The sequence below is a fragment of the Staphylococcus sp. LKG3-1 genome (genome assembly GCF_048568385.1).
Lineage (GTDB): Bacteria > Bacillota > Bacilli > Staphylococcales > Staphylococcaceae > Staphylococcus > Staphylococcus saprophyticus.
Window position 1 is genome coordinate 2,162,940 of the sequence record NZ_CP183796.1, and the last position, 23,023, is coordinate 2,185,962.

Below are 23,023 nucleotides of genomic sequence, written 5' to 3' on the forward strand. Positions count from 1 at the left end.
GTTATGAGATGGCAGCACTGAACATACAATTTATGACGTCTATGATTACATCCACAGTGCAACATAATATGAGGTAGGATGATGCTTTGAAACAATACAAAGAAGAACTGTGGATACGCTGTCCTTAAAATTAACGATGGGTGTCTGGTGCTTTTTGATTTTTGATTAATAATGCTGTTAACCATGCAGTAATTGGGATGCTTATAGCAACTGCGATACCGCCAAGAATAATAGAAATGAATTCTTGTGCGAAAATTTTAGAATTTATAATGTGCCCAAAGGAATAGTTAAGCTTGAAAAACCAGAAAAACAATGTCAATTGACCACCGAAATAAGCGAGATATATCGTATTGGCTGATGTTGCTAATATTTCACGACCGACCCGCATACCTGAATGAAATAATTCTTTTTGTGTTAAATTAGGATTTGTTTCGCTTAATTCATACATTGGAGAACTGATTGTAATAGCTAAATCAATAACAGCGGCGATCACAGCAAGTACGATGGTAAATACCATAAATTTCACCATATCTATACCGATATTCATAGAAAAGATATAAGTTTCGTCCTGTTGTTCGGTTGTAAACCCTTGTAAATGTCCGATTGAAACGGATAAATATATAGCTGCGATTAATATGACTGTCGTAACGATTGTAGCGTAAAATGCAGCTTTTGTTTTTGTATTATAGCTATTTAGTACAAACAAATTACAGGCTGCAATAACAATGCAGAATATAAGTGTAACTAGATAAATAGGTACACCGAATATGATGAGTATAATTGAAATAAATAAAATGACAAAATTTAAAAACAGTGTCAGATAAGAAATCAATCCCTTTTTCCCACCAAAGATCGACATTAATATAAATAATATGAGACCTAATAATGTTATCGCACTCATGATTTAACACCTCGCAATTTAAACCAAACTTGCATCAATAGAATGGTGATGGGAATTGTTAAGACAATGCCAATACCACCCGTGATTGCCCGGGAAATTTCCAATGACCAATTCATAGAAATTGTATACGTAATGGTGTTTGCATTTTTTAAGTAAATTAGGAGCATAGGCAAACTTCCGGATAAATATGAAAATAGTAATATATTTGTCATTGTTCCCATAATGTCTTGTCCGATGTTACGTCCTGCAAGTGCCCAACGTCTCATACTGATATCAGGTGTACGACGTAGAATTTCAGCCATACCACTGGCAATTGTAATAGCAACATCCATGACAGCGCCTAGTGAACCAATCATGACAGAAGCTAAGAATACTTCCTTTGGTGGCAAGGTTAGAAAACTCATAGTTTCGAATTTTAAACCAGAGCCATCAGTTATTTGAATGATGCATTGCGTAATACCTACGCATAAGAATGTGCCAAGTAAAGTGCTGATAATGGTGATGAGTGTCCGCCATTGCCAGCCTGTGACGAGGACTAGCGTTAATGTCGTAGAAATGAAGATGCCGATGCTCATTAGGCCGAACAGACTGATATTTGGCGATTGATTATGAATATAAATCGCTAATAATACAATACATGTATTGAGCGCAAGAGATAGAATCGATTGTAAACCTATTTTTTTACCTACTAGTAACACGGTTAATAAAAATATACCAGTTATCGCAACGACTAAACTATCGCGTTTCTTTTCCGTTATATAGGCGGTGCTGAGATTTTTGTCAACGTGCAATAAGACTTTATCATTTTTTGAAAATGCTTCACTGTCTGCTTGTGACTCGGTATATTCATGTGTGATTGTAGTTGTTTTACCTTCGAATTTACCATTTAAAATATGAATATGTAATGTTTCTTTATGCTTAGTATCTTTGTTGTGATGTTCATCTGACACTTGTGTTGATTGAGTATTGTTTATTTGTGTAATTTGCCCAATCGGTGTGTCATAGAATTTAGCATTAAAAAAAGTGAATATGAATAATCCAACAAAAATAATGCAAAAGGTAAGTACAACCCAATTGAAGGGGCGTGTTAATAATGTTTTAACAGACTTCAAAATATATTCAGTCCTCTCTTTATAGACAATGCGATTATACGCGCATCGAGAACTGAACTCAAAGATTTATGAAAAAGTATTTAATGATATGTGGCGCTACGACTTAGTAACTGGTCAATCGTAGATAACATGAGTTGAATATCATTTTTTCTATTATCACGACGAATGATGCTACATATGGTACGTTTTAACTCTGTGTGTTCTAATGAGATATCTATCCATTTTTGGGGATTTTTATCTAAGAGTTGATAAGATGGTGCGATGATATAGCCTCGACCTTTATTTAATAAGTATTGAGCTAACTGTGTACTAGTTACTGTGCGAATAGGCGTTTCTACGACATTGGCTAATGTTTGTTTGATGTGTAGTGGCAAAGCATAGAGTTCATAAATCGATTTGTTTGAAAATTGTATTAAAGGTGGGTTCGTTGCCATGGTAATTGGATCATCTTTAGGGACATAGATATGAAAATTTTCTTCAAATAACGGATTTATTTTTAATGATGTATTTTGTTTGATTTTTTGTGTTAAATCCATAAAGGCGATATCGATTTGGTTTGTAATGAGAGCGTTTAATATTTCGCTTTCTTTCATTAGAATAGGTTCAATAATAGAATCACTGTTATTTTCAAATGCTTGTATCAATAAAGTGAGTACTTGAGAAATATAACATTCAACATAGCCGATTCGTATAATGAAGTGGTTTGACTCTGATTGATTGTGGAACAAACGGATTGTTTCATCAAGTTGGTCGATAATTTTGGTTGCTTCAGAGAAAAACTGTCTTCCTTCATCTGTTAAATAAATATTTCGACCTTCTCTTTTGAATAAGGTAACTTGGAGTTCATTTTCAAGATGAGCAATTTGGCGACTGATTGCTGATTGTGCAATATTTAATTCTAATGCTGCTTCTGATAAATGTTCTCTTTTTGCAACTTCTATAAAATATTTCAATTGTTTAATTTCCATGTATAACCCTCTTTTCAACAATTGTTCTAATAATTAGAATGATATCATCTATTTTATATATTGAACAGATTAATCAACTGCTATATAGTTTACTTACTTATTTAATTTTCAGAATTTTCGTAAAAGAGGTGAAGATCATGGTCGAGTATAAAGAGAAATTGGGGTTATATGATAGTCGCGAGGAACATGACGCTTGTGGTATAGGATTTTACGCCAATATGGATAATAAAAGAAGTCATGATATCGTGGAAAAATCATTAGAAATGTTACGTAGATTAGATCATCGTGGTGGTATAGGTGCAGATGGTGTCACAGGTGATGGTGCAGGCATCATGACCGAAGTACCATATGCATATTTTTCACGTCACCTTGATTTTGATATACCTGAAGAAGGTCAATATGCAGTAGGTATGTTTTTTACAAACGAAAAAATTAAAGGTTCTCAACATGAAGCGCAGTTTAACGCGCATTTTGAAGCGGAAGGTCTAACTGTGCTTGGCTATAGAGAAGTGCCTGTAGATATTAACGCGATTGCAGCACATGTAGCAGAAACAATGCCGTATATTCAGCAAGTATTTGTTGCGTTAAATGATACTTCACATATAGAGCGCACATTATTTTTAGCGAGAAAACAAATTGAAAATTATGCAAATCAACAACAATTGGATTTGTATTTCACGAGTTTATCGCATAAAACAATTGTATATAAAGGTTGGTTGCGCTCGGATCAAATTAACGCATTATATGAAGATTTGAATCATGAAGATTTCGTGTCAAAACTAGGTCTGGTTCATTCTCGTTTTAGTACAAATACTTTCCCGAGTTGGAAACGTGCACATCCTAATCGATTGTTAATGCATAACGGTGAAATTAATACAATTAAAGGTAATGTAAACTGGATGCGTGCAAGACAGAATGAGCTTATAGCTACCATTTTTGGTGAAGATAAGGATAAAGTCAAAGATATTGTAGATGAAGATGGTAGTGATTCTGCAATTGTTGATAATGCATTAGAATTTTTATCTTTAGCTATGGAACCAGAGCGAGCGGCAATGCTGATGATTCCAGAACCTTGGTTATACAATAAAGCAAACAACGCTAATGTACGTGCGTTTTATGAATTCTATAGTTATTTGATGGAACCATGGGATGGACCGACAATGATTTCATTCTGTAACGGCGATAAGATTGGTGCGCTAACAGATAGAAATGGTTTGAGACCAGGTCGCTATACCATTACTAAAGATAATTATATTGTCTTTTCATCAGAAGTAGGTGTAGTAGATGTACCAGAAGACAATGTTGCATTTAAAGGCCAATTAAACCCAGGAAAATTACTATTAGTTGATTTTAATGCACATAAAGTGGTTGAAAATAATGAATTAAAAGCACGTATTGCAGATGAACATCCATATGAGAGTTGGTTGAGTCAATTTAAAGTTGATTTGAATTTAGAGCATGTGTCTTATCAACCATCTTCTTGGAATGAAGCAACATTAACACGTATGCAAAAACAATTTGTCTATACCAAAGAAGAAATAGATAAATATCTTACAGAATTGGTTGAAAGTAAGAAAGATCCTATTGGTGCGATGGGTTATGATGTGCCGATAGCAGCATTAAATGAACAGGATGAATCACTCTTTAATTATTTCAAACAATTATTTGCACAAGTTACTAATCCTCCTATTGATGCTTATCGTGAAAAGATTGTAACGAGTGAGTTGTCTTATTTAGGTAGCGAGGGGAATTTGTTACAACCGAGTGAAGATGCGTTAAATCGTATTCAATTAAAACGCCCTGTCATGACGGAAGCGCAGTTAAATGTCATTGAAGAAAGCCGATTTAATCTCGCGCGTTTATCAACGGTATATCATGATGATTTAGAAGACGCGCTAGATGTACTTGGTAATAAAGCTATTCAAGCAGTAAAACGTGGAGAAGAAATTTTAGTTCTCGATGATAGTGTTTTAGTTTCAGAAAAAGGTTACGCGATGCCGATATTATTAGCTGTGAGCCATGTTCACCAATTGTTGATCAAAGAAGGATTGCGTATGCGAACAAGTATTGTTGCTTTGTCGGGCGAAGCAAGAGAGGTTCATCACATTGCCTGTTTGCTAGGTTATGGTGCTAATGCGGTTGTGCCATATTTAGCGCAACGAACAATTGAAGAATTAGTGCAAAATGAACGTTTAGAAGGGGATATTTCTGAAAATGTTCAAACTTATACAGATACATTGTCTGAAGGTGTAATTAAAGTAATGGCTAAAATGGGTATTTCAACAGTTCAAAGTTATCAAGGGGCACAAATCTTTGAAGCAGTTGGATTATCAGATGAGGTTGTTGAAAGATATTTCACTGGAACGCAAACAAAATTATCTGGCATATCACTTGAGATGATTGATAAAGAGAATAAATCTAGACAGACACCAAAAAGTGAGTACATTGAATCGGGGAGTACATTCCAATGGCGTAAGCAAGGTCAACGCCATGCTTTTAACCCTACATCTATTCATTTATTGCAACATGCGTGTCGATTGAATGATTATGAAAAATTCAAAGCATTTTCAAACGAAGTTAACCATAAGCGTACGGATCATATTCGTCACTTGATGACATTTAAATCATCGCAAACACCAATCGATATCAGTGAAGTAGAACCTGCAAGTGCAATTGTTCAACGTTTTAATACAGGTGCAATGAGCTATGGTTCTATTTCTGAAGAAGCCCACCAAACATTAGCAGAAGCAATGAATCAAATGGGTGGTAAAAGTAATAGCGGTGAAGGCGGAGAAAATCCAGAGCGCTTTATAGTTGATGAAGAAGGACGTAATCGTTCAAGTGCGATTAAACAAGTGGCATCCGGTCGTTTTGGTGTGACAAGTGACTACTTACAACACGCAAAAGAAATACAAATTAAAGTTGCGCAAGGCGCTAAACCAGGGGAAGGCGGACAATTACCAGGAACCAAAGTATATCCATGGATAGCTGAAGTAAGGGGCTCAACACCAGGTATTGGCTTGATATCACCACCGCCGCATCATGATATTTATTCGATAGAAGACTTAGCACAGTTAATACACGATTTAAAAAATGCCAATAAAGATGCCAATATAACAGTTAAGCTCGTATCTAAAACAGGTGTTGGTACCATTGCAGCGGGCGTAGCAAAAGCCTATGCCGATAAAATTGTTATTAGTGGTTACGATGGTGGTACAGGGGCATCACCGAAGACGAGTATTCAACATGCAGGCGTGCCATGGGAGATTGGATTAGCTGAAACGCATCAAACATTGATGATGAATGACTTGAGATCACGTGTGAAGGTAGAAACAGATGGTAAGTTACTCACCGGCAAAGACGTAGCCTACGCTTGTGCGTTAGGCGCTGAAGAATTTGGCTTTGCGACTGCACCATTGGTTGTTTTAGGATGCATCATGATGCGTGTTTGTCATAAAGATACATGTCCGGTTGGTATTGCAACACAAAATAAAGACCTACGCGCACTATTTAATGGTAGAGCAGATCATGTTGTGAATTTTATGCATTTTGTTGCTGAAGAATTGAGAGAGATTCTTGCGGAACTAGGATTGAGAACAGTGGATGAATTAGTAGGTAGAACGGATTTGTTAACGCGTAAAACCAATCTTGCAACGCGTCAACCTAAAGCTGCATCTATGAATGTTGAAGCATTATTGTATCAACATGATGGAGATAGATATAAGAAGATTGAACAAAATCATCATTTAGATATAGGATTTGACTTAACTGAATTGTATCCTGATGCACAAACAGCGATAAGATCTGGCCAATCATTCGAAGGTCAATATCGCTTAAACAATGAACAGCGTGATGTGGGTGTTATTACTGGCAGTATGATTACAAGAGCGCATGGAGCAGAAGGATTGAGTGAAGATACGATATATGCACAAACGACGGGTCATGCAGGTCAAAGTTTAGCTGCGTATACACCAAGCGGACTGACAATTCATCATACAGGTGATGCTAATGACTATGTTGGAAAAGGCTTATCGGGCGGAAAAATAATTGTTAAAGCACCTAATCAACAACGTGAAAATGAAATTATCGTAGGTAATGTTTGTTTTTATGGCGCATCTCACGGTAAAGCTTTTATTAATGGTAAAGCTGGCGAGCGTTTCTGTATTCGTAATAGTGGTGTCCATGCCGTCGTGGAAGGTATCGGAGATCACGGTCTTGAATACATGACTGGAGGCAGAATCATTATATTAGGAGACGTAGGTAAAAACTTTGGTCAAGGTATGAGTGGTGGCGTTAGTTATGTTTTTCCATCTGATGTAGCGCAATTTAAAGCGCAGAATGAACTTGAGAGTTTAGACTTTGATGCGATAACAGTAGATGAAGAACGCAACGTCGTCAAAGATATGTTAGAAGCACACGTTAAATATACCGACAGTACTAAAGCGAAAGAGGTATTAGCAGATTTTAATCATATTGCAGATAAGGTAGTAAAAGTGATACCAAAAGATTATAAATTAATGATGCAAAAGATAGATTTGCAAAAACAACAGACGGATGCTTTGGATGAAGCTTTATTAAATGCCTTTAATGATAAGCGTACGCACTTAATGTCAGAACAACAAAAAACAGCCGTATATTAAATCGTAAAGGAGGGATTGTCATGGGTGAATTTAAAGGATTTATGAATTATGACAAACAACAATTACACGAATTATCTTTAGTTGATCGTTTGAAAAATCATGACGCATTCCAGCAAAGGTTTACAAAAGACGAAGCTGCACAACAAGGTGCACGTTGTATGGATTGTGGTACGCCATTTTGTCAGACAGGTGAACCATTTGGCAGAGAAACGATTGGTTGTCCTATTGGTAACTATATACCTGAATGGAATGATTTAGTTTATAGACAAGATTTTAAGACGGCATATGAGCGATTAAGTGAAACGAATAATTTTCCAGAATTTACAGGTAGAGTATGCCCAGCGCCATGTGAACAATCATGTGTTATGAAAATAAATCGTGAATCAGTAGCTATTAAAGGTATTGAAAGAACGATTATTGATGAAGCATATGAAAACGGTTGGGTTAAACCAATTGTGCCAGAACAACGTAAAGATGAGTCTGTAGCCATCGTTGGTAGTGGCCCAGCAGGATTAACGGCAGCAGAAGAACTTAATAAATTAGGTTATCATGTAACGGTATATGAACGTGCGCATGAAGCGGGCGGTCTACTGATGTATGGCATACCTAATATGAAATTAGATAAAGATGTCGTGCGTCGTAGAATATCTATTATGGAAGCTTCGGGCATCCGATTTGAAACAGATACAGAGATTGGTGTCGACGTGAGTAGAGAAGCATTAGAAGAGAAACATGACGCAATCATCTTATGTACAGGATCTCAAAATGCGAGAGATTTACCATTAGAAGGGCGTATGGGATTCGGCATACATTTTGCGATGGATTATTTGACGGAGCAAGGTCAGTATTTGAATGGTGAAATCAAGGAACCAACGATTTCTGCAGAAGGTAAAAATGTGGTCGTTATTGGAGCGGGAGACACGGGAGCCGATTGTGTTGCAACAGCACTTCGTGAAAACTGTAAGTCTATCGTCCAATTTAATAAGTATACGAAACAACCTGAAGCGATTGAATTTGATGAAAATACCTATTGGCCATTAGCAATGCCAGTATTCAAAATGGATTACGCGCATAAAGAATATGAACAGCGCTTTGGATTTGAGCCGCGTGCTTATGGTGTGCAAACGATGCGTTATGATGTTGACCGTATTGGTAATGTGAAAGGTGTTTATACTCAAATTCTGGAAGAAACAGACGAAGGCATGGTGGTCGTAGATGGAACAGAACGCCATTGGCCTGCAGATCTAGTATTGTTATCGATTGGTTTCATAGGTACAGAAACAACAGTACCGCATGCTTTTAATATTCAAACAGAAAGAAACAAAATTGTAGCTGACAACAAAGATTTTAGAACCAATCAACCGAACATTTTTGCTGCTGGAGATGCTAGAAGAGGTCAAAGTCTTGTGGTATGGGCTATTCAAGAAGGAAGAGCTGTCGCAAATGCAGTGGATGAATATTTAAAAGAAAAAACATTAGTATAAGGTAATGATTTTAATTGACTTTTGTCATGGGCTATAATATTATAAATATTGTGTTTGGAGGAATACCCAAGTCCGGCTGAAGGGATTGGTCTTGAAAACCAACAGGGGCTTAACGGCCCGCGGGGGTTCGAATCCCTCTTCCTCCGCCATTATATTTAAAATACCAAGACTAATGATATAGATAAAGCAAGTATTCAATGAAAAATTTGGATGCTTGCTTTTTTAATGCGCTTTTCTACATATTCGAAATTTAAGTTAGGCTAAGTACTTTTATATAGAAAAAAGATGTAAGGTCATTTCCGTAAATTTATTAAAGAAGTACATGATTATGATGTAACCATCTATAATTTGAGCCCCCTAATAACGCCAACTCATTGTTATAGGTGGTTTTAAATATTTGGATTGTAGCCCTGTAGTCGACGAGCAAAACACCCTTTTATGAAAACCTTTACAAAACTTGTATAGACAAGTTATACTTCTAGTAATATCTAAAGTTTAATTATAAGGGAGTGAATCATCATGGCTGTTAAAAAGAAAGATGTACAAGATATCGTCGAAGCTATTGGGGGCAAAGACAACTTGGACACAGCAACACATTGTGTGACACGTCTAAGACTGGTCTTGAAAGATGATGATAAAGTAGATAAAGATAGATTGAGCAATAATGATTTAGTGAAAGGACAATTTAAAGCAGACAACCAATACCAAATCGTTATTGGACCTGGCACAGTAGATGAAGTTTACAAGCAATTCATCCAAGAAATAGGTGTCAGTGAAGCATCTAAGGATGATGCAAAAGCGGCAGCGGCGAAGAAAGGAAATCCGATTCAAAGGTTGATTAAGTTATTGGGAGATATCTTTATACCGATTTTACCTGCAATCGTAACTGCTGGTTTACTGATGGGGATTAATAACTTACTGACGATGGAAGGGTTATTTGGTCCAAAGCCACTGGTAGAACAATTTCCGCAGCTAGGTGATATTTCGAATATTATTAATGTCATTGCAAGTACAGCGTTCATATTCTTACCCGCGTTAATCGGTTGGAGTAGTATGCGTGTGTTTGGTGGGAGTCAAATTCTCGGTTTGGTTTTAGGCTTGATTTTAATGAATCCACAGCTTGTATCACAGTACGATATAGCAAAAGGTCATATTCCAACCTGGGATATACTTGGTTTAGAAATTAAGCAATTAAACTATCAAGGACAGGTATTACCGATCTTGCTTGCTGCATATGTATTAGCGCAGATTGAAAAATTCTTAAATAAATTTGTGCATGATTCAATTAAAATGTTGGTCGTTGGACCTGTAGCACTATTGATTACAGGGTTCTTAGCATTTATTGTTATTGGTCCTGTTGCGTTATGGCTAGGTACTGGCATCACAAATGGCGTAACATTTGTGTTTGAACATGCTGGTTGGTTAGGTGGTGCCATCTATGGTTTGTTCTATGCACCATTAGTTATTACTGGTTTACACCATATGTTCTTAGCAGTTGATTTCCAATTAATGGGTAGTCAGCTTGGTGGCACATATCTGTGGCCAATTCTTGCAATTTCTAATATCTGCCAAGGTTCTGCAGCATTTGGTGCTTGGTTCGTTTATAGAAGACGTAAAATGGTCAAAGAACAAGGTTTAGCAATGACTTCAGGCGTTTCAGGTTTCTTAGGTGTCACAGAACCTGCACTATTTGGGGTGAATTTACCACTGAAATATCCATTTATCGCCGCGATTTCAACTTCTTGTATCTTAGGTGCAGTATTAGGTGCGACGCGTGTGCTAGGTAGTGTTGGTGTTGGTGGTCTTCCAGCATTTATTTCAATAAAAAGTGAATACTGGGGAGTATATTTAGTAGTGACAGCTATAGCATTTGTAGTTCCTGCCATATTAACAGTATTCCTATCAAGATTTAGTAAAGAAGAAGCGAAAGAAATGGTTGAAGAATAGGCGTCAACGACAGAGAAGTACAATTAAACTCGCTAAAATTACTTAGCGGGTTTCTTTTTTAAAATATTAAAAGTAGAGGTGGCAATAATATGCAACAAAATGATTGGAGAAAATCAGTCGTTTATCAAATTTATCCGAAGTCATTTAATGATACGACAGGTAGTGGTGAAGGTGACTTACAAGGAATTATTGAAAAATTAGATTATATACAATATCTCGGTGTGGACTATATTTGGCTAACACCGGTATATGAATCGCCTATGAATGATAATGGTTATGATATTAGCAACTATTATAAAGTGAATGAGAAGTTTGGGACAATTGAAGATTTAGAAATGCTAGTGGCTGAAGCGCATAAAAGAGATATCAAGGTTATGATGGACATCGTGATCAACCATACGTCAACAGAGCATGAATGGTTTAAGCAAGCATATGCTGATAAAAATAGTCCTTATAGAGATTATTATTTCTTTAGAAGATCGGCAAATGAAGAACCACCTACGAATTGGGAATCCAAATTTGGTGGAAATGCCTGGAAATATGATGAAAAAACGGATGAATATTATTTACATTTATTTGATGTGACACAAGCAGATTTGAACTGGGATAATCTTGAAGTCAGACGTGTGCTATACGACATCATTAATCACTGGATTGATTTTGGAATAGATGGTTTTCGATTCGATGTCATTAACCTCATTTCAAAAGGTGAATTTAAAAACTCCGAAAAAATCGGCAAAGAATTCTATACAGATGGTCCACGTGTTCATGACTATTTACACGAAATGAATCAGCAAACATTTGGTGATAAACAATTAATGACTGTTGGCGAAATGTCTTCGACAACCATAGATCATTGTGTGAAATATACTTCGCCTGAACGACAAGAATTAAGTAGTGTGTTTAATTTTCATCATCTTAAAGTAGATTATGTAGACGGAGAAAAATGGTCGAATGCTAAATTAGATTTTCATAAGTTGAAAGACATTCTAATGGAGTGGCAACTTGGTATTTATGAAGGTGGCGGTTGGAACGCGATATTTTGGTGTAATCACGATCAGCCTCGTGTCGTTACGCGTTTTGGTGATGACACATCTGAACCACTACGTAAACAAAGTGCTAAGATGCTAGCGACTGTACTGCATATGTTGCAAGGGACGCCATATATTTACCAAGGCGAAGAAATTGGTATGACGGATCCAGGCTTTAATGACATTAAACAGTATCGTGATGTTGAATCTTTAAATGCTTATGACAAAATGAAAGCAGCAGGATATGAGGAGCAAGAAATTTTAACTATTCTTGGACAAAAATCACGTGATAATTCTAGAACGCCTGTTCAATGGACAGCAGGTGAACATGCTGGTTTCACTTCAGGTACACCATGGATTGATATCCCTAATAATTTTGATAAAATAAACGTTGAAGCAGCTGTTGAAGATGAACAATCCATACTTCAGACATATCGACATTTAATTCAATTACGCCATGAGCATGACATTATTACTTATGGAAGTATTGAACCACTATACATGGATCACAATGAATTGTTTATATATAAACGTCATTATAAAGGTGAAACTTGGATAGTGCTTGCAAACTTTTCAAAAGAACGCATAGAAATACCAGAAGGATTAAAGTTAGATGGCGAAGTCATAGTGCAATATGGCCAGTTGATAGATGGAAAGATTGATGGATTTGGCGTCATAGTAGTTGCACATTAATCTATAAAAGGCAGTGAGCGAAACGATGACACAGAAGAAATTTATTACGATATATGAAACATTGCGGAAAGATATTATTGAATCACGTATATCGTATGGTGCTCAATTGCCATCGGAACATGAATTGGTAGAATCTTATCAGGCATCACGTGAAACTGTACGTAAAGCGCTAAATTTACTCGTTAGAGAAGGCATGATACAAAAGATTCGAGGGAAAGGTTCTATTGTTATTTATCAAGGTGTAACAGAATTTCCTTTTGCTGACTTAACCAGTTTTAGAGAAGTGCAACGCGGACTAGGTTTACAGCATGACACAGAAGTGAAGATGATCGAAAGCATTACTGCGGGCGATGTTCCGAGAGTCAAAGAAGCTTTAAATATTAGTATGAATACTGTCTTATGTCATGTGGTACGTACTAGAAAAATAGATGATAGAGTAAAAATCATTGATGAAGACTATCTAATAGAAGAAATTGTGCCGAATGTTACAGCGGAAATTGCTACAAACTCTTTATATCAATACATTGAGGAAACATTAGGGTTGGAAATTAGTTATTCAAACAAATCCATAACATTTGAACCGTTTGGAGAGATGGAGTATGAAGTGTTTGGTGAAATCAATCCAGCCTATACAGCGACGGTACGTGGCATTGTTCATTTAAAAGACACTACGATATTTCAGTATAATATTTCTAAACATTTAGCGACCGAATTTAAATTCAATGATTTTTCTAGACGTCATAAACTATAAATGTACAATGATAAGACTGATGTTTGAAGGATTTGTAAAGGTTTTACTAGCCATGCAAAAGGTAATACTTGCATTCTAATATGAGATTATAGTATGATATATCTTGCCGTGCTAGGTGGGGAGGTAGCGGTTCCCTGTACTCGAAATCCGCTTTATGCGAGACTTAATTCCTTTGCTAAGGGTGCGTTTTTGTGAAGTCTGCCCAAAGCACGTAGTGTCTGAAGATCTCGGTCCTATGCAATATGAACCCATGAATCATGTCAGGTCCTGACGGAAGCAGCATTAAGTGGATCATCGTATGTGCCGTAGGGTTGCCGAGATTTAGCTGTCGACTTTGGTAACGTTTGTGATACGCATTCGAAGCGAAGGTGCACGGTTTTAATTTTTAAAACTAATGAAATCATATACATATATAAAGAGTGACTTATCTTTTGATAGCGGTCACTCTTTTTTTATATTAAAATATAAACAATACTTTGATGGCATATTGGAACCGTCTTAAAACTTGTTGGAAATCGATGTTATGACATTAAAGTCTTGAACTGAACGTTTGGGGGGAAACCAATGCAAATATATTTAAGTACGCTAACTGAAAATGATTATGACACAAGCTTGAAAGCAATCGAAGCAGCATTTGCAGATGTTACAGAGTCGAATCATGATGAACAAAATTTGGTAGCTAAACTGAGGAACGCACCTGAGTATAATTATGAGCTTGAAGTGGTAGCTAAAAATAATGACGGTGATGTGGTCGGTCACATTATGCTATCTGAAATAACAGTCATTAATGGAACGAAGCGATATACTGTTCTGGCATTAGCCCCACTATCAGTATTGCCGGAATATAGAAATAAAGGCTTGGGTAAGGCGTTGATACAAGCTGTAGAAGAACGTGCGAAAACACAAGACTATACAACCATTATAGTGCTAGGTGACCCAAAATATTATAATCAGTTTGGATACGAACCAGCAGCAGATTATGACATAACATGTCCATTTGACGTGCCTTCAGAATATTTCATGGTAAAATTCCTGTGGGATCAACTATTAGAACAGCCTCAAGGTGATGTCGTGTACTCAGAAGCTTTTAATTGATATTCAAAGTACGAAGTTCAATGCTATAATAGTTTGTGAATGCAATTGGAGGTGCGAAAGTGAATTATCAAGCTTTATATAGAATGTTCCGACCGCAGAGTTTCGAAGATGTTGTAGGTCAAGAACATGTAACTAAAACACTACGCAATGCAATTTCAAAAGAGAAACAATCCCATGCATACATTTTCAGTGGTCCAAGAGGGACAGGTAAGACAAGTATTGCGAAAGTGTTTGCGAAAGCAATTAACTGTCTTGAACGTTCAGATGGTGAACCGTGTAATGAATGCGCAATTTGTAAAGGGATTACACGAGGGACTAACTCAGATGTGATTGAAATTGACGCTGCGAGTAATAATGGTGTAGATGAGATTAGAAATATTAGAGATAAAGTAAAATATGCGCCGAGCGAATCAAAGTTTAAAGTTTATATTATTGATGAAGTGCATATGCTAACTACAGGTGCTTTCAATGCATTGCTTAAAACATTGGAAGAACCACCAGCACACGCTATATTTATCTTAGCAACGACAGAACCACATAAAATACCTCCGACAATAATATCAAGAGCTCAAAGATTTGATTTTAAAGCGATAAGCCAGGAAGAAATTGTGGAAAGATTAAAGTTTGTAGCGGAATCGCAAGCGATTGAATATGATGAAGCGGCATTAAACTTTATCGCCAAAGCATCCGAAGGTGGTATGCGTGATGCATTGAGTATCATGGACCAAGCAATTGCTTTTGGAGATGAACATTTAACGTTAGAAGATGCATTGAATGTTACTGGTAGTGTAGATGCGAAAGCTTTAAATGAATTATTTAAGGAAGTTGTAGAAGGTGATGTGAGAAACGCATTCTCTACGTATCATCAATTCATCTCACAAGGTAAAGAAGTAAATCGTTTGATTAACGATATGATCTACTTTGTCAGAGATACAATCATGAATAAGACATCTAATGAAGAAACTGAATATGATGCGCTGATGCATTTTGATTTAGAAGTACTTTACAAAATGATTGATATCATTAATGATACACTCGTTTCTATTAGATTTAGCGTAAACCAAAGTGTGCATTTTGAAGTCTTGTTAGTAAAAATCGCAGAAATGATAAAAGAAAAACCAGAAAGTGTTCAAACATTAGCGACTACAAGTGTAGCAACAGAACCAAACAATGATGTGTTACTGCAAAGAATGGAACAATTAGAAAGTGAATTAAAAACACTTAAAGCGAATGGTGTAACAACGAGTGCGCAACCACAACAATCAAAACGTTCTACAACTAAAAGTAGTCAGTCTAAAAATGCATTTTCTATGCAGCAAATTGCTAAAGTATTAGATAAAGCTAATAAAGATGATATCAAGCAGCTTAAAGATCACTGGCAAGAAGTGGTTGATCATGCTAAAAGTAATGATATGAAGTCATTGGTCAGTCTTTTACAAAATTCTGAACCGGTGGCTGCAAGTGAAACACATGTACTAATTAAATTAGAAGAAGAAATTCATTGTGAAATCGTGAATAAAGACGATGAAAAACGTGAAAATATCGAAAATGTTGTTTGTAATATTATAGATAAAACCGTTAAAGTGGTTGGCGTACCTGCAGACCAGTGGATGCGTGTGAGATCAGAATACCTTCAAAATAGGAAGCAAGGTACATCAGAAGATACACATAACAATGGTACGGATACAACAGAACCTGAAGAAGTAGACTTAGTTCAGAAAGCGAAAGACCTATTTGGTGAAAGTACGGTAAATATCATAGATGAAGAGTGATACATGACAATGATTAAAAAGGCATGTATAATGAAACGAAAGATGAATGATATTCAATATAATATATAAGTTTTAAGGAGGATATATTTATGCGCGGTGGCGGAAATATGCAACAAATGATGAAACAAATGCAAAAAATGCAAAAGAAAATGGGCGAAGAGCAAGAAAAGCTTAAAGAAGAAAAAGTACAAGGTACAGCTGGTGGCGGTATGGTTACTGTAACAGTTTCTGGTCATAAAGAGGTGCTTGACGTGGAAATTAAAGAAGAAGCGGTAGACCCTGATGATATTGAAATGTTACAAGACTTAGTAATTGCTGCAACGAATGAAGCAATGAATAAAGCTGATGAACTTACACAAGAACGTTTAGGTAAGCATACGCAAGGCTTAAACATCCCTGGAATGTGATCATATGCACTATCCTGAACCAATTTCGAAACTAATTGACAGTTTCATGAAACTGCCAGGCATTGGGCCAAAAACAGCTCAACGTCTGGCGTTTCATGTATTAGATATGAAAGAAGATGACGTTGTACAATTTGCTAAGGCATTAGTAGATGTGAAACGAGAACTTACTTATTGTAGTGAGTGTGGGCATATTACAGAACAGGATCCTTGCTATATATGTCAGGATAAACAACGAGATCGCTCGGTTATTTGTGTAGTCGAAGATGATAAAGATGTTATTGCAATGGAAAAGATGAGAGAATATAAAGGTTTATATCATGTCTTGCATGGATCTATTTCGCCGATGGATGGTATTGGACCAGAAGACATCAATATCCCTAGTTTGATTAACCGACTCAAAGATGAAGAAGTTAAAGAACTTATATTAGCGATGAACCCTAATTTAGAAGGTGAATCGACAGCGATGTATATATCTAGATTAGTAAAACCTATTGGAATTACTGTCACTAGATTAGCTCAAGGTTTGTCTGTTGGTGGCGATTTAGAATATGCTGATGAAGTTACATTATCTAAGGCTATCATGGGCAGAACAGAGATGTAATATGGTTAAAATACAATATGAAGTAAGCGATAAAGCTATCTTAAACAGATAGCTTTATTTTTTTGTAAATAAAATTAAAAAAATGTAAAAGAAATCAAAGTATGGTTATTGAGCAGTAAATCTATGATAAGTGTAGTGTTACAATCTTTAAATTGTCTAAAACCGTACTTTAACAAATATATGTATAAGGAGGTTTGCTTTTTGATGAAAACGTAATGAAACCACGGAGTTATAGTGTAAATTTTACCGTTGTTAAAAGTAAATTAAGCGTGTATAGTATTATCTTGTCGGACGAAACAAAACGACAAACACAAAAACGAAATGAAAAACACAACGAAAAATAATTTTTAAAAGTTCTTGACTTTCTGAGTCAAAGCGAGTAAAATTAATTCTTGTGATTGAAGAAATGAACATTGAAAACTGAATTGCAATATGTCAACGTTAATTCCGAACGCAACATTAAATTGTTGGTTCAAAACAAGTGTTAGAGATAACACAAATTAGTATTTTATGAGCTAATCAAACATCATAATTCATTTATGGAGAGTTTGATCCTGGCTCAGGATGAACGCTGGCGGCGTGCCTAATACATGCAAGTCGAGCGAACAGATAAGGAGCTTGCTCCTTTGACGTTAGCGGCGGACGGGTGAGTAACACGTGGGTAACCTACCTATAAGACTGGGATAACTTCGGGAAACCGGAGCTAATACCGGATAACATTTGGAACCGCATGGTTCTAAAGTGAAAGATGGTTTTGCTATCACTTATAGATGGACCCGCGCCGTATTAGCTAGTTGGTAAGGTAACGGCTTACCAAGGCGACGATACGTAGCCGACCTGAGAGGGTGATCGGCCACACTGGAACTGAGACACGGTCCAGACTCCTACGGGAGGCAGCAGTAGGGAATCTTCCGCAATGGGCGAAAGCCTGACGGAGCAACGCCGCGTGAGTGATGAAGGGTTTCGGCTCGTAAAACTCTGTTATTAGGGAAGAACAAACGTGTAAGTAACTGTGCATGTCTTGACGGTACCTAATCAGAAAGCCACGGCTAACTACGTGCCAGCAGCCGCGGTAATACGTAGGTGGCAAGCGTTATCCGGAATTATTGGGCGTAAAGCGCGCGTAGGCGGTTTCTTAAGTCTGATGTGAAAGCCCACGGCTCAACCGTGGAGGGTCATTGGAAACTGGGAAACTTGAGTGCAGAAGAGGAAAGTGGAATTCCATGTGTAGCGGTGAAATGCGCAGAGATATGGAGGAACACCAGTGGCGAAGGCGACTTTCTGGTCTGTAACTGACGCTGATGTGCGAAAGCGTGGGGATCAAACAGGATTAGATACCCTGGTAGTCCACGCCGTAAACGATGAGTGCTAAGTGTTAGGGGGTTTCCGCCCCTTAGTGCTGCAGCTAACGCATTAAGCACTCCGCCTGGGGAGTACGACCGCAAGGTTGAAACTCAAAGGAATTGACGGGGACCCGCACAAGCGGTGGAGCATGTGGTTTAATTCGAAGCAACGCGAAGAACCTTACCAAATCTTGACATCCTTTGAAAACTCTAGAGATAGAGCCTTCCCCTTCGGGGGACAAAGTGACAGGTGGTGCATGGTTGTCGTCAGCTCGTGTCGTGAGATGTTGGGTTAAGTCCCGCAACGAGCGCAACCCTTAAGCTTAGTTGCCATCATTAAGTTGGGCACTCTAGGTTGACTGCCGGTGACAAACCGGAGGAAGGTGGGGATGACGTCAAATCATCATGCCCCTTATGATTTGGGCTACACACGTGCTACAATGGACAATACAAAGGGCAGCTAAACCGCGAGGTCATGCAAATCCCATAAAGTTGTTCTCAGTTCGGATTGTAGTCTGCAACTCGACTACATGAAGCTGGAATCGCTAGTAATCGTAGATCAGCATGCTACGGTGAATACGTTCCCGGGTCTTGTACACACCGCCCGTCACACCACGAGAGTTTGTAACACCCGAAGCCGGTGGAGTAACCATTTATGGAGCTAGCCGTCGAAGGTGGGACAAATGATTGGGGTGAAGTCGTAACAAGGTAGCCGTATCGGAAGGTGCGGCTGGATCACCTCCTTTCTAAGGATATATTCGGAACATCTTCTTACGAAGATGCAGGAATAACATTGACATATTGTATTCAGTTTTGAATGCTCATTGGAGTATTCATTGCATTATTTTGTACATTGAAAACTAGATAAGTAAGTAAAATTTATGATTTTACCAAGCAAAACCGAGTGAATTAGAGTTTTTTAACAAGCTTTGAATTCAAAAAGAAATAATCGCTAGTGTTCGAAAGAACACTCACAGATTAATAACATTTTGGGTTTTCAACCGACTTGTTCGTGTTGAAAGTCAAAAAAGATTAAGTTATTAAGGGCGCACGGTGGATGCCTTGGCACTAGAAGCCGACGAAGGACGTTACTAACGACGATATGCTTTGGGGAGCTGTAAGTAAGCTTTGATCCAGAGATTTCCGAATGGGGAAACCCAGCACGAGTTATGTCGTGTTATCGATATGTGAATACATAGCATATCTGAAGGCAGACGCGGAGAACTGAAACATCTTAGTACCCGCAGGAAGAGAAAGAAAAATCGATTCCCTGAGTAGCGGCGAGCGAAACGGGAAGAGCCCAAACCAACGAGCTTGCTTGTTGGGGTTGTAGGACACTCTATACGGAGTTACAAAAGAACAGACTAGACGAATCATCTGGAAAGATGAATCAAAGAAGGTAATAATCCTGTAGTCGAAAGTTTGTTCACTCTTGAGTGGATCCTGAGTACGACGGAACACGAGAAATTCCGTCGGAATCTGGGAGGACCATCTCCCAAGGCTAAATACTCTCTAGTGACCGATAGTGAACCAGTACCGTGAGGGAAAGGTGAAAAGTACCCCGGAAGGGGAGTGAAATAGAACTTGAAACCGTGTGCTTACAAGTAGTCAGAGCCCGTTAATGGGTGATGGCGTGCCTTTTGTAGAATGAACCGGCGAGTTACGATTTGATGCAAGGTTAAGCAGTGAATGTGGAGCCGTAGCGAAAGCGAGTCTGAATAGGGCGTTGAGTATTTGGTCGTAGACCCGAAACCAGGTGATCTACCCATGACCAGGTTGAAGTTCAGGTAACACTGAATGGAGGACCGAACCGACTTACGTTGAAAAGTGAGCGGATGAGTTGTGGGTAGCGGAGAAATTCCAATCGAACCTGGAGATAGCTGGTTCTCTCCGAAATAGCTTTAGGGCTAGCCTCAAGTGATGATTATTGGAGGTAGAGCACTGTTTGGACGAGGGGCCCTTATCGGGTTACCGAATTCAGACAAACTCCGAATGCCAATCAATTTAACTTGGGAGTCAGAACGCGGGTGATAAGGTCCGTGTTCGAAAGGGAAACAGCCCAGACCACCAGCTAAGGTCCCAAAATATATGTTAAGTGGAAAAGGATGTGGCGTTGCCCAGACAACTAGGATGTTGGCTTAGAAGCAGCCATCATTTAAAGAGTGCGTAATAGCTCACTAGTCGAGTGACACTGCGCCGAAAATGTACCGGGGCTAAACATATTACCGAAGCTGTGGATTGTCCGTAAGGACAATGGTAGGAGAGCGTTCTAAGGGCGTTGAAGCATGATCGCAAGGACATGTGGAGCGCTTAGAAGTGAGAATGCCGGTGTGAGTAGCGAAAGACGGGTGAGAATCCCGTCCACCGATTGACTAAGGTTTCCAGAGGAAGGCTCGTCCGCTCTGGGTTAGTCGGGTCCTAAGCTGAGGCCGATAGGCGTAGGCGATGGATAACAGGTTGATATTCCTGTACCACCATTATTCGTTTTAAGCAATGGGGGGACGCAGTAGGATAGGCGAAGCGTACGATTGGATTGTACGTCCAAGCAGTGAGATTGAGTGTTAGGCAAATCCGGCACTCTTAAGATTGAGCTGTGATGGGGAGAGGAAATTGTTTCCTCGAGTCGTTGATTTCACACTGCCAAGAAAAGCCTCTAGCTAGAATTGTGGTGCCCGTACCGCAAACCGACACAGGTAGTCAAGATGAGAATTCTAAGGTGAGCGAGCGAACTCTCGTTAAGGAACTCGGCAAAATGACCCCGTAACTTCGGGAGAAGGGGTGCTCTTTAGGGTTAACGCCCAGGAGAGCCGCAGTGAATAGGCCCAAGCGACTGTTTATCAAAAACACAGGTCTCTGCTAAACCGTAAGGTGATGTATAGGGGCTGACGCCTGCCCGGTGCTGGAAGGTTAAGAGGAGTGGTTAGCTTCTGCGAAGCTACGAATCGAAGCCCCAGTAAACGGCGGCCGTAACTATAACGGTCCTAAGGTAGCGAAATTCCTTGTCGGGTAAGTTCCGACCCGCACGAAAGGCGTAACGATTTGGGCACTGTCTCAACGAGAGACTCGGTGAAATCATAGTACCTGTGAAGATGCAGGTTACCCGCGACAGGACGGAAAGACCCCGTGGAGCTTTACTGTAGTCTGATATTGAAATTCGGCACAGCTTGTACAGGATAGGTAGGAGCCTGAGATACGTGAGCGCTAGCTTACGTGGAGGCGTTGGTGGGATACTACCCTCGCTGTGTTGGATTTCTAACCCGCACCATTTATCATGGTGGGAGACAGTGTCAGATGGGCAGTTTGACTGGGGCGGTCGCCTCCTAAAGAGTAACGGAGGCGCTCAAAGGTTTCCTCAGAATGGTTGGAAATCATTCATAGAGTGTAAAGGCATAAGGAAGCTTGACTGCGAGACTTACAAGTCGAGCAGGGTCGAAAGACGGACTTAGTGATCCGGTGGTTCCGCATGGAAGGGCCATCGCTCAACGGATAAAAGCTACCCCGGGGATAACAGGCTTATCTCCCCCAAGAGTTCACATCGACGGGGAGGTTTGGCACCTCGATGTCGGCTCATCGCATCCTGGGGCTGTAGTCGGTCCCAAGGGTTGGGCTGTTCGCCCATTAAAGCGGTACGCGAGCTGGGTTCAGAACGTCGTGAGACAGTTCGGTCCCTATCCGTCGTGGGCGTAGGAAATTTGAGAGGAGCTGTCCTTAGTACGAGAGGACCGGGATGGACATACCTCTGGTGTACCAGTTGTCGTGCCAACGGCATCGCTGGGTAGCTATGTATGGACGGGATAAGTGCTGAAAGCATCTAAGCATGAAGCCCCCCTCAAGATGAGATTTCCCAACTTCGGTTATAAGATCCCTCAAAGATGATGAGGTTAATAGGTTCGAGGTGGAAGCATAGCGATATGTGCAGCTGACGAATACTAATCGATCGAAGACTTAATCAAATTTTAAATGTTTTGTTTGGTTGAATCATATTTTACTTACTATCTAGTTTTGAATGTATAATTTCATACATTTCATTGTCTGGTGACAATGGCAAGGAGGTCACACCTGTTCCCATGCCGAACACAGAAGTTAAGCTCCTTAGCGCCGATGGTAGTCGGACTTACGTTCCGCAAGAGTAGGACGTTGCCAGGCAATCAGAGACCCAAGCGGGTCTCTTTTTTTATGTTAAAAAAGCTTAACTTCCAGTTCGAAGAACTGAAAAACCTAAAATAAGCTATTATGAGAAAGCGTTTGAAGCTAATGAACATACGAGTCAAAACTCGT

General features: G+C 38.9%; 12 protein-coding genes, 1 tRNA gene, 3 rRNA genes and 1 other RNA gene. 14 read left to right on the top strand and 3 right to left on the bottom strand.

Annotated features, from left to right (window positions below):
• Nucleotides 1–130 precede the first annotated feature (130 nt).
• The 3 genes from ACM595_RS10690 to gltC form a co-directional block, all read right to left on the bottom strand.
• Nucleotides 131–901, bottom strand: coding sequence for a YibE/F family protein (locus ACM595_RS10690; protein ID WP_041079862.1), 771 nt, complete (start codon nt 899–901; stop codon nt 131–133).
• Nucleotides 898–2,013, bottom strand: a complete 1,116-nt coding sequence (locus ACM595_RS10695) for a YibE/F family protein (RefSeq protein WP_002484234.1) — start codon at nt 2,011–2,013, stop codon at nt 898–900. Before ACM595_RS10695 ends, ACM595_RS10690 begins: the two co-directional genes overlap by 4 nt.
• Before the next feature lie 80 nt (nt 2,014–2,093).
• Nucleotides 2,094–2,981 (bottom strand): glutamate biosynthesis transcriptional regulator GltC, encoded by an 888-nt coding sequence (gene gltC / locus ACM595_RS10700; RefSeq protein WP_069821784.1) that lies wholly within the window; start codon nt 2,979–2,981, stop codon nt 2,094–2,096.
• 137 nt (nt 2,982–3,118) lie between these two features.
• Between gltC and gltB the strand changes: the two genes are divergently transcribed.
• From gltB to rrf, 14 genes are all read left to right on the top strand, one after another.
• A complete protein-coding gene (gene gltB / locus ACM595_RS10705; RefSeq protein ID WP_069821785.1) occupies nt 3,119–7,621 on the top strand; it encodes a glutamate synthase large subunit in 4,503 nt (1,500 codons plus the stop codon).
• Nucleotides 7,622–7,641: 20 nt separating this feature from the next.
• Nucleotides 7,642–9,105, top strand: a complete 1,464-nt coding sequence (locus ACM595_RS10710) for a glutamate synthase subunit beta (protein WP_002484230.1) — start codon at nt 7,642–7,644, stop codon at nt 9,103–9,105.
• A 56-nt stretch (nt 9,106–9,161) separates the two neighbouring features.
• A tRNA-Ser gene (locus ACM595_RS10715) sits at nt 9,162–9,254 on the top strand.
• A gap of 370 nt (nt 9,255–9,624) precedes the next feature.
• Nucleotides 9,625–11,052 (top strand): PTS system trehalose-specific EIIBC component, encoded by a 1,428-nt coding sequence (treP, locus tag ACM595_RS10720; RefSeq protein WP_041079865.1) that lies wholly within the window; start codon nt 9,625–9,627, stop codon nt 11,050–11,052.
• A gap of 89 nt (nt 11,053–11,141) precedes the next feature.
• Complete coding sequence (treC, locus tag ACM595_RS10725; RefSeq protein ID WP_002484228.1) at nt 11,142–12,776, top strand: alpha,alpha-phosphotrehalase; 1,635 nt, start codon at nt 11,142–11,144, stop codon at nt 12,774–12,776.
• 25 nt (nt 12,777–12,801) lie between these two features.
• Complete coding sequence (treR, locus tag ACM595_RS10730) at nt 12,802–13,527, top strand: trehalose operon repressor (protein ID WP_011303885.1); 726 nt, start codon at nt 12,802–12,804, stop codon at nt 13,525–13,527.
• A gap of 106 nt (nt 13,528–13,633) precedes the next feature.
• Nucleotides 13,634–13,903, top strand: an RNA gene (gene ffs / locus ACM595_RS10735) — signal recognition particle sRNA large type.
• A 188-nt stretch (nt 13,904–14,091) separates the two neighbouring features.
• Nucleotides 14,092–14,622, top strand: a complete 531-nt coding sequence (locus ACM595_RS10740; protein ID WP_002484226.1) for a GNAT family N-acetyltransferase — start codon at nt 14,092–14,094, stop codon at nt 14,620–14,622.
• A 59-nt stretch (nt 14,623–14,681) separates the two neighbouring features.
• Nucleotides 14,682–16,394 carry a DNA polymerase III subunit gamma/tau gene (gene dnaX, locus ACM595_RS10745; protein ID WP_037539115.1) on the top strand — a complete coding sequence of 571 codons (1,713 nt, stop codon included), beginning with the start codon at nt 14,682–14,684 and terminating at the stop codon, nt 16,392–16,394.
• An 89-nt stretch (nt 16,395–16,483) separates the two neighbouring features.
• On the top strand, nt 16,484–16,801 hold the full coding sequence (locus ACM595_RS10750) for a YbaB/EbfC family nucleoid-associated protein (RefSeq protein WP_002484224.1): 318 nt from the start codon (nt 16,484–16,486) through the stop codon (nt 16,799–16,801).
• Between the two features lie 4 nt (nt 16,802–16,805).
• The gene (gene recR / locus ACM595_RS10755) at nt 16,806–17,402 is read left to right on the top strand and encodes a recombination mediator RecR (protein WP_002484223.1); all 597 of its coding nucleotides are present in this window, start codon (nt 16,806–16,808) and stop codon (nt 17,400–17,402) included.
• A gap of 536 nt (nt 17,403–17,938) precedes the next feature.
• A 16S ribosomal RNA gene (locus ACM595_RS10760) occupies nt 17,939–19,491 on the top strand.
• A gap of 284 nt (nt 19,492–19,775) precedes the next feature.
• Nucleotides 19,776–22,698: ribosomal RNA gene (locus tag ACM595_RS10765) — 23S ribosomal RNA — on the top strand.
• A gap of 78 nt (nt 22,699–22,776) precedes the next feature.
• Nucleotides 22,777–22,891: ribosomal RNA gene (gene rrf / locus ACM595_RS10770) — 5S ribosomal RNA — on the top strand.
• Together the 16S, 23S and 5S rRNA genes form the textbook arrangement of a ribosomal RNA operon.
• Nucleotides 22,892–23,023: the final 132 nt, after the last annotated feature.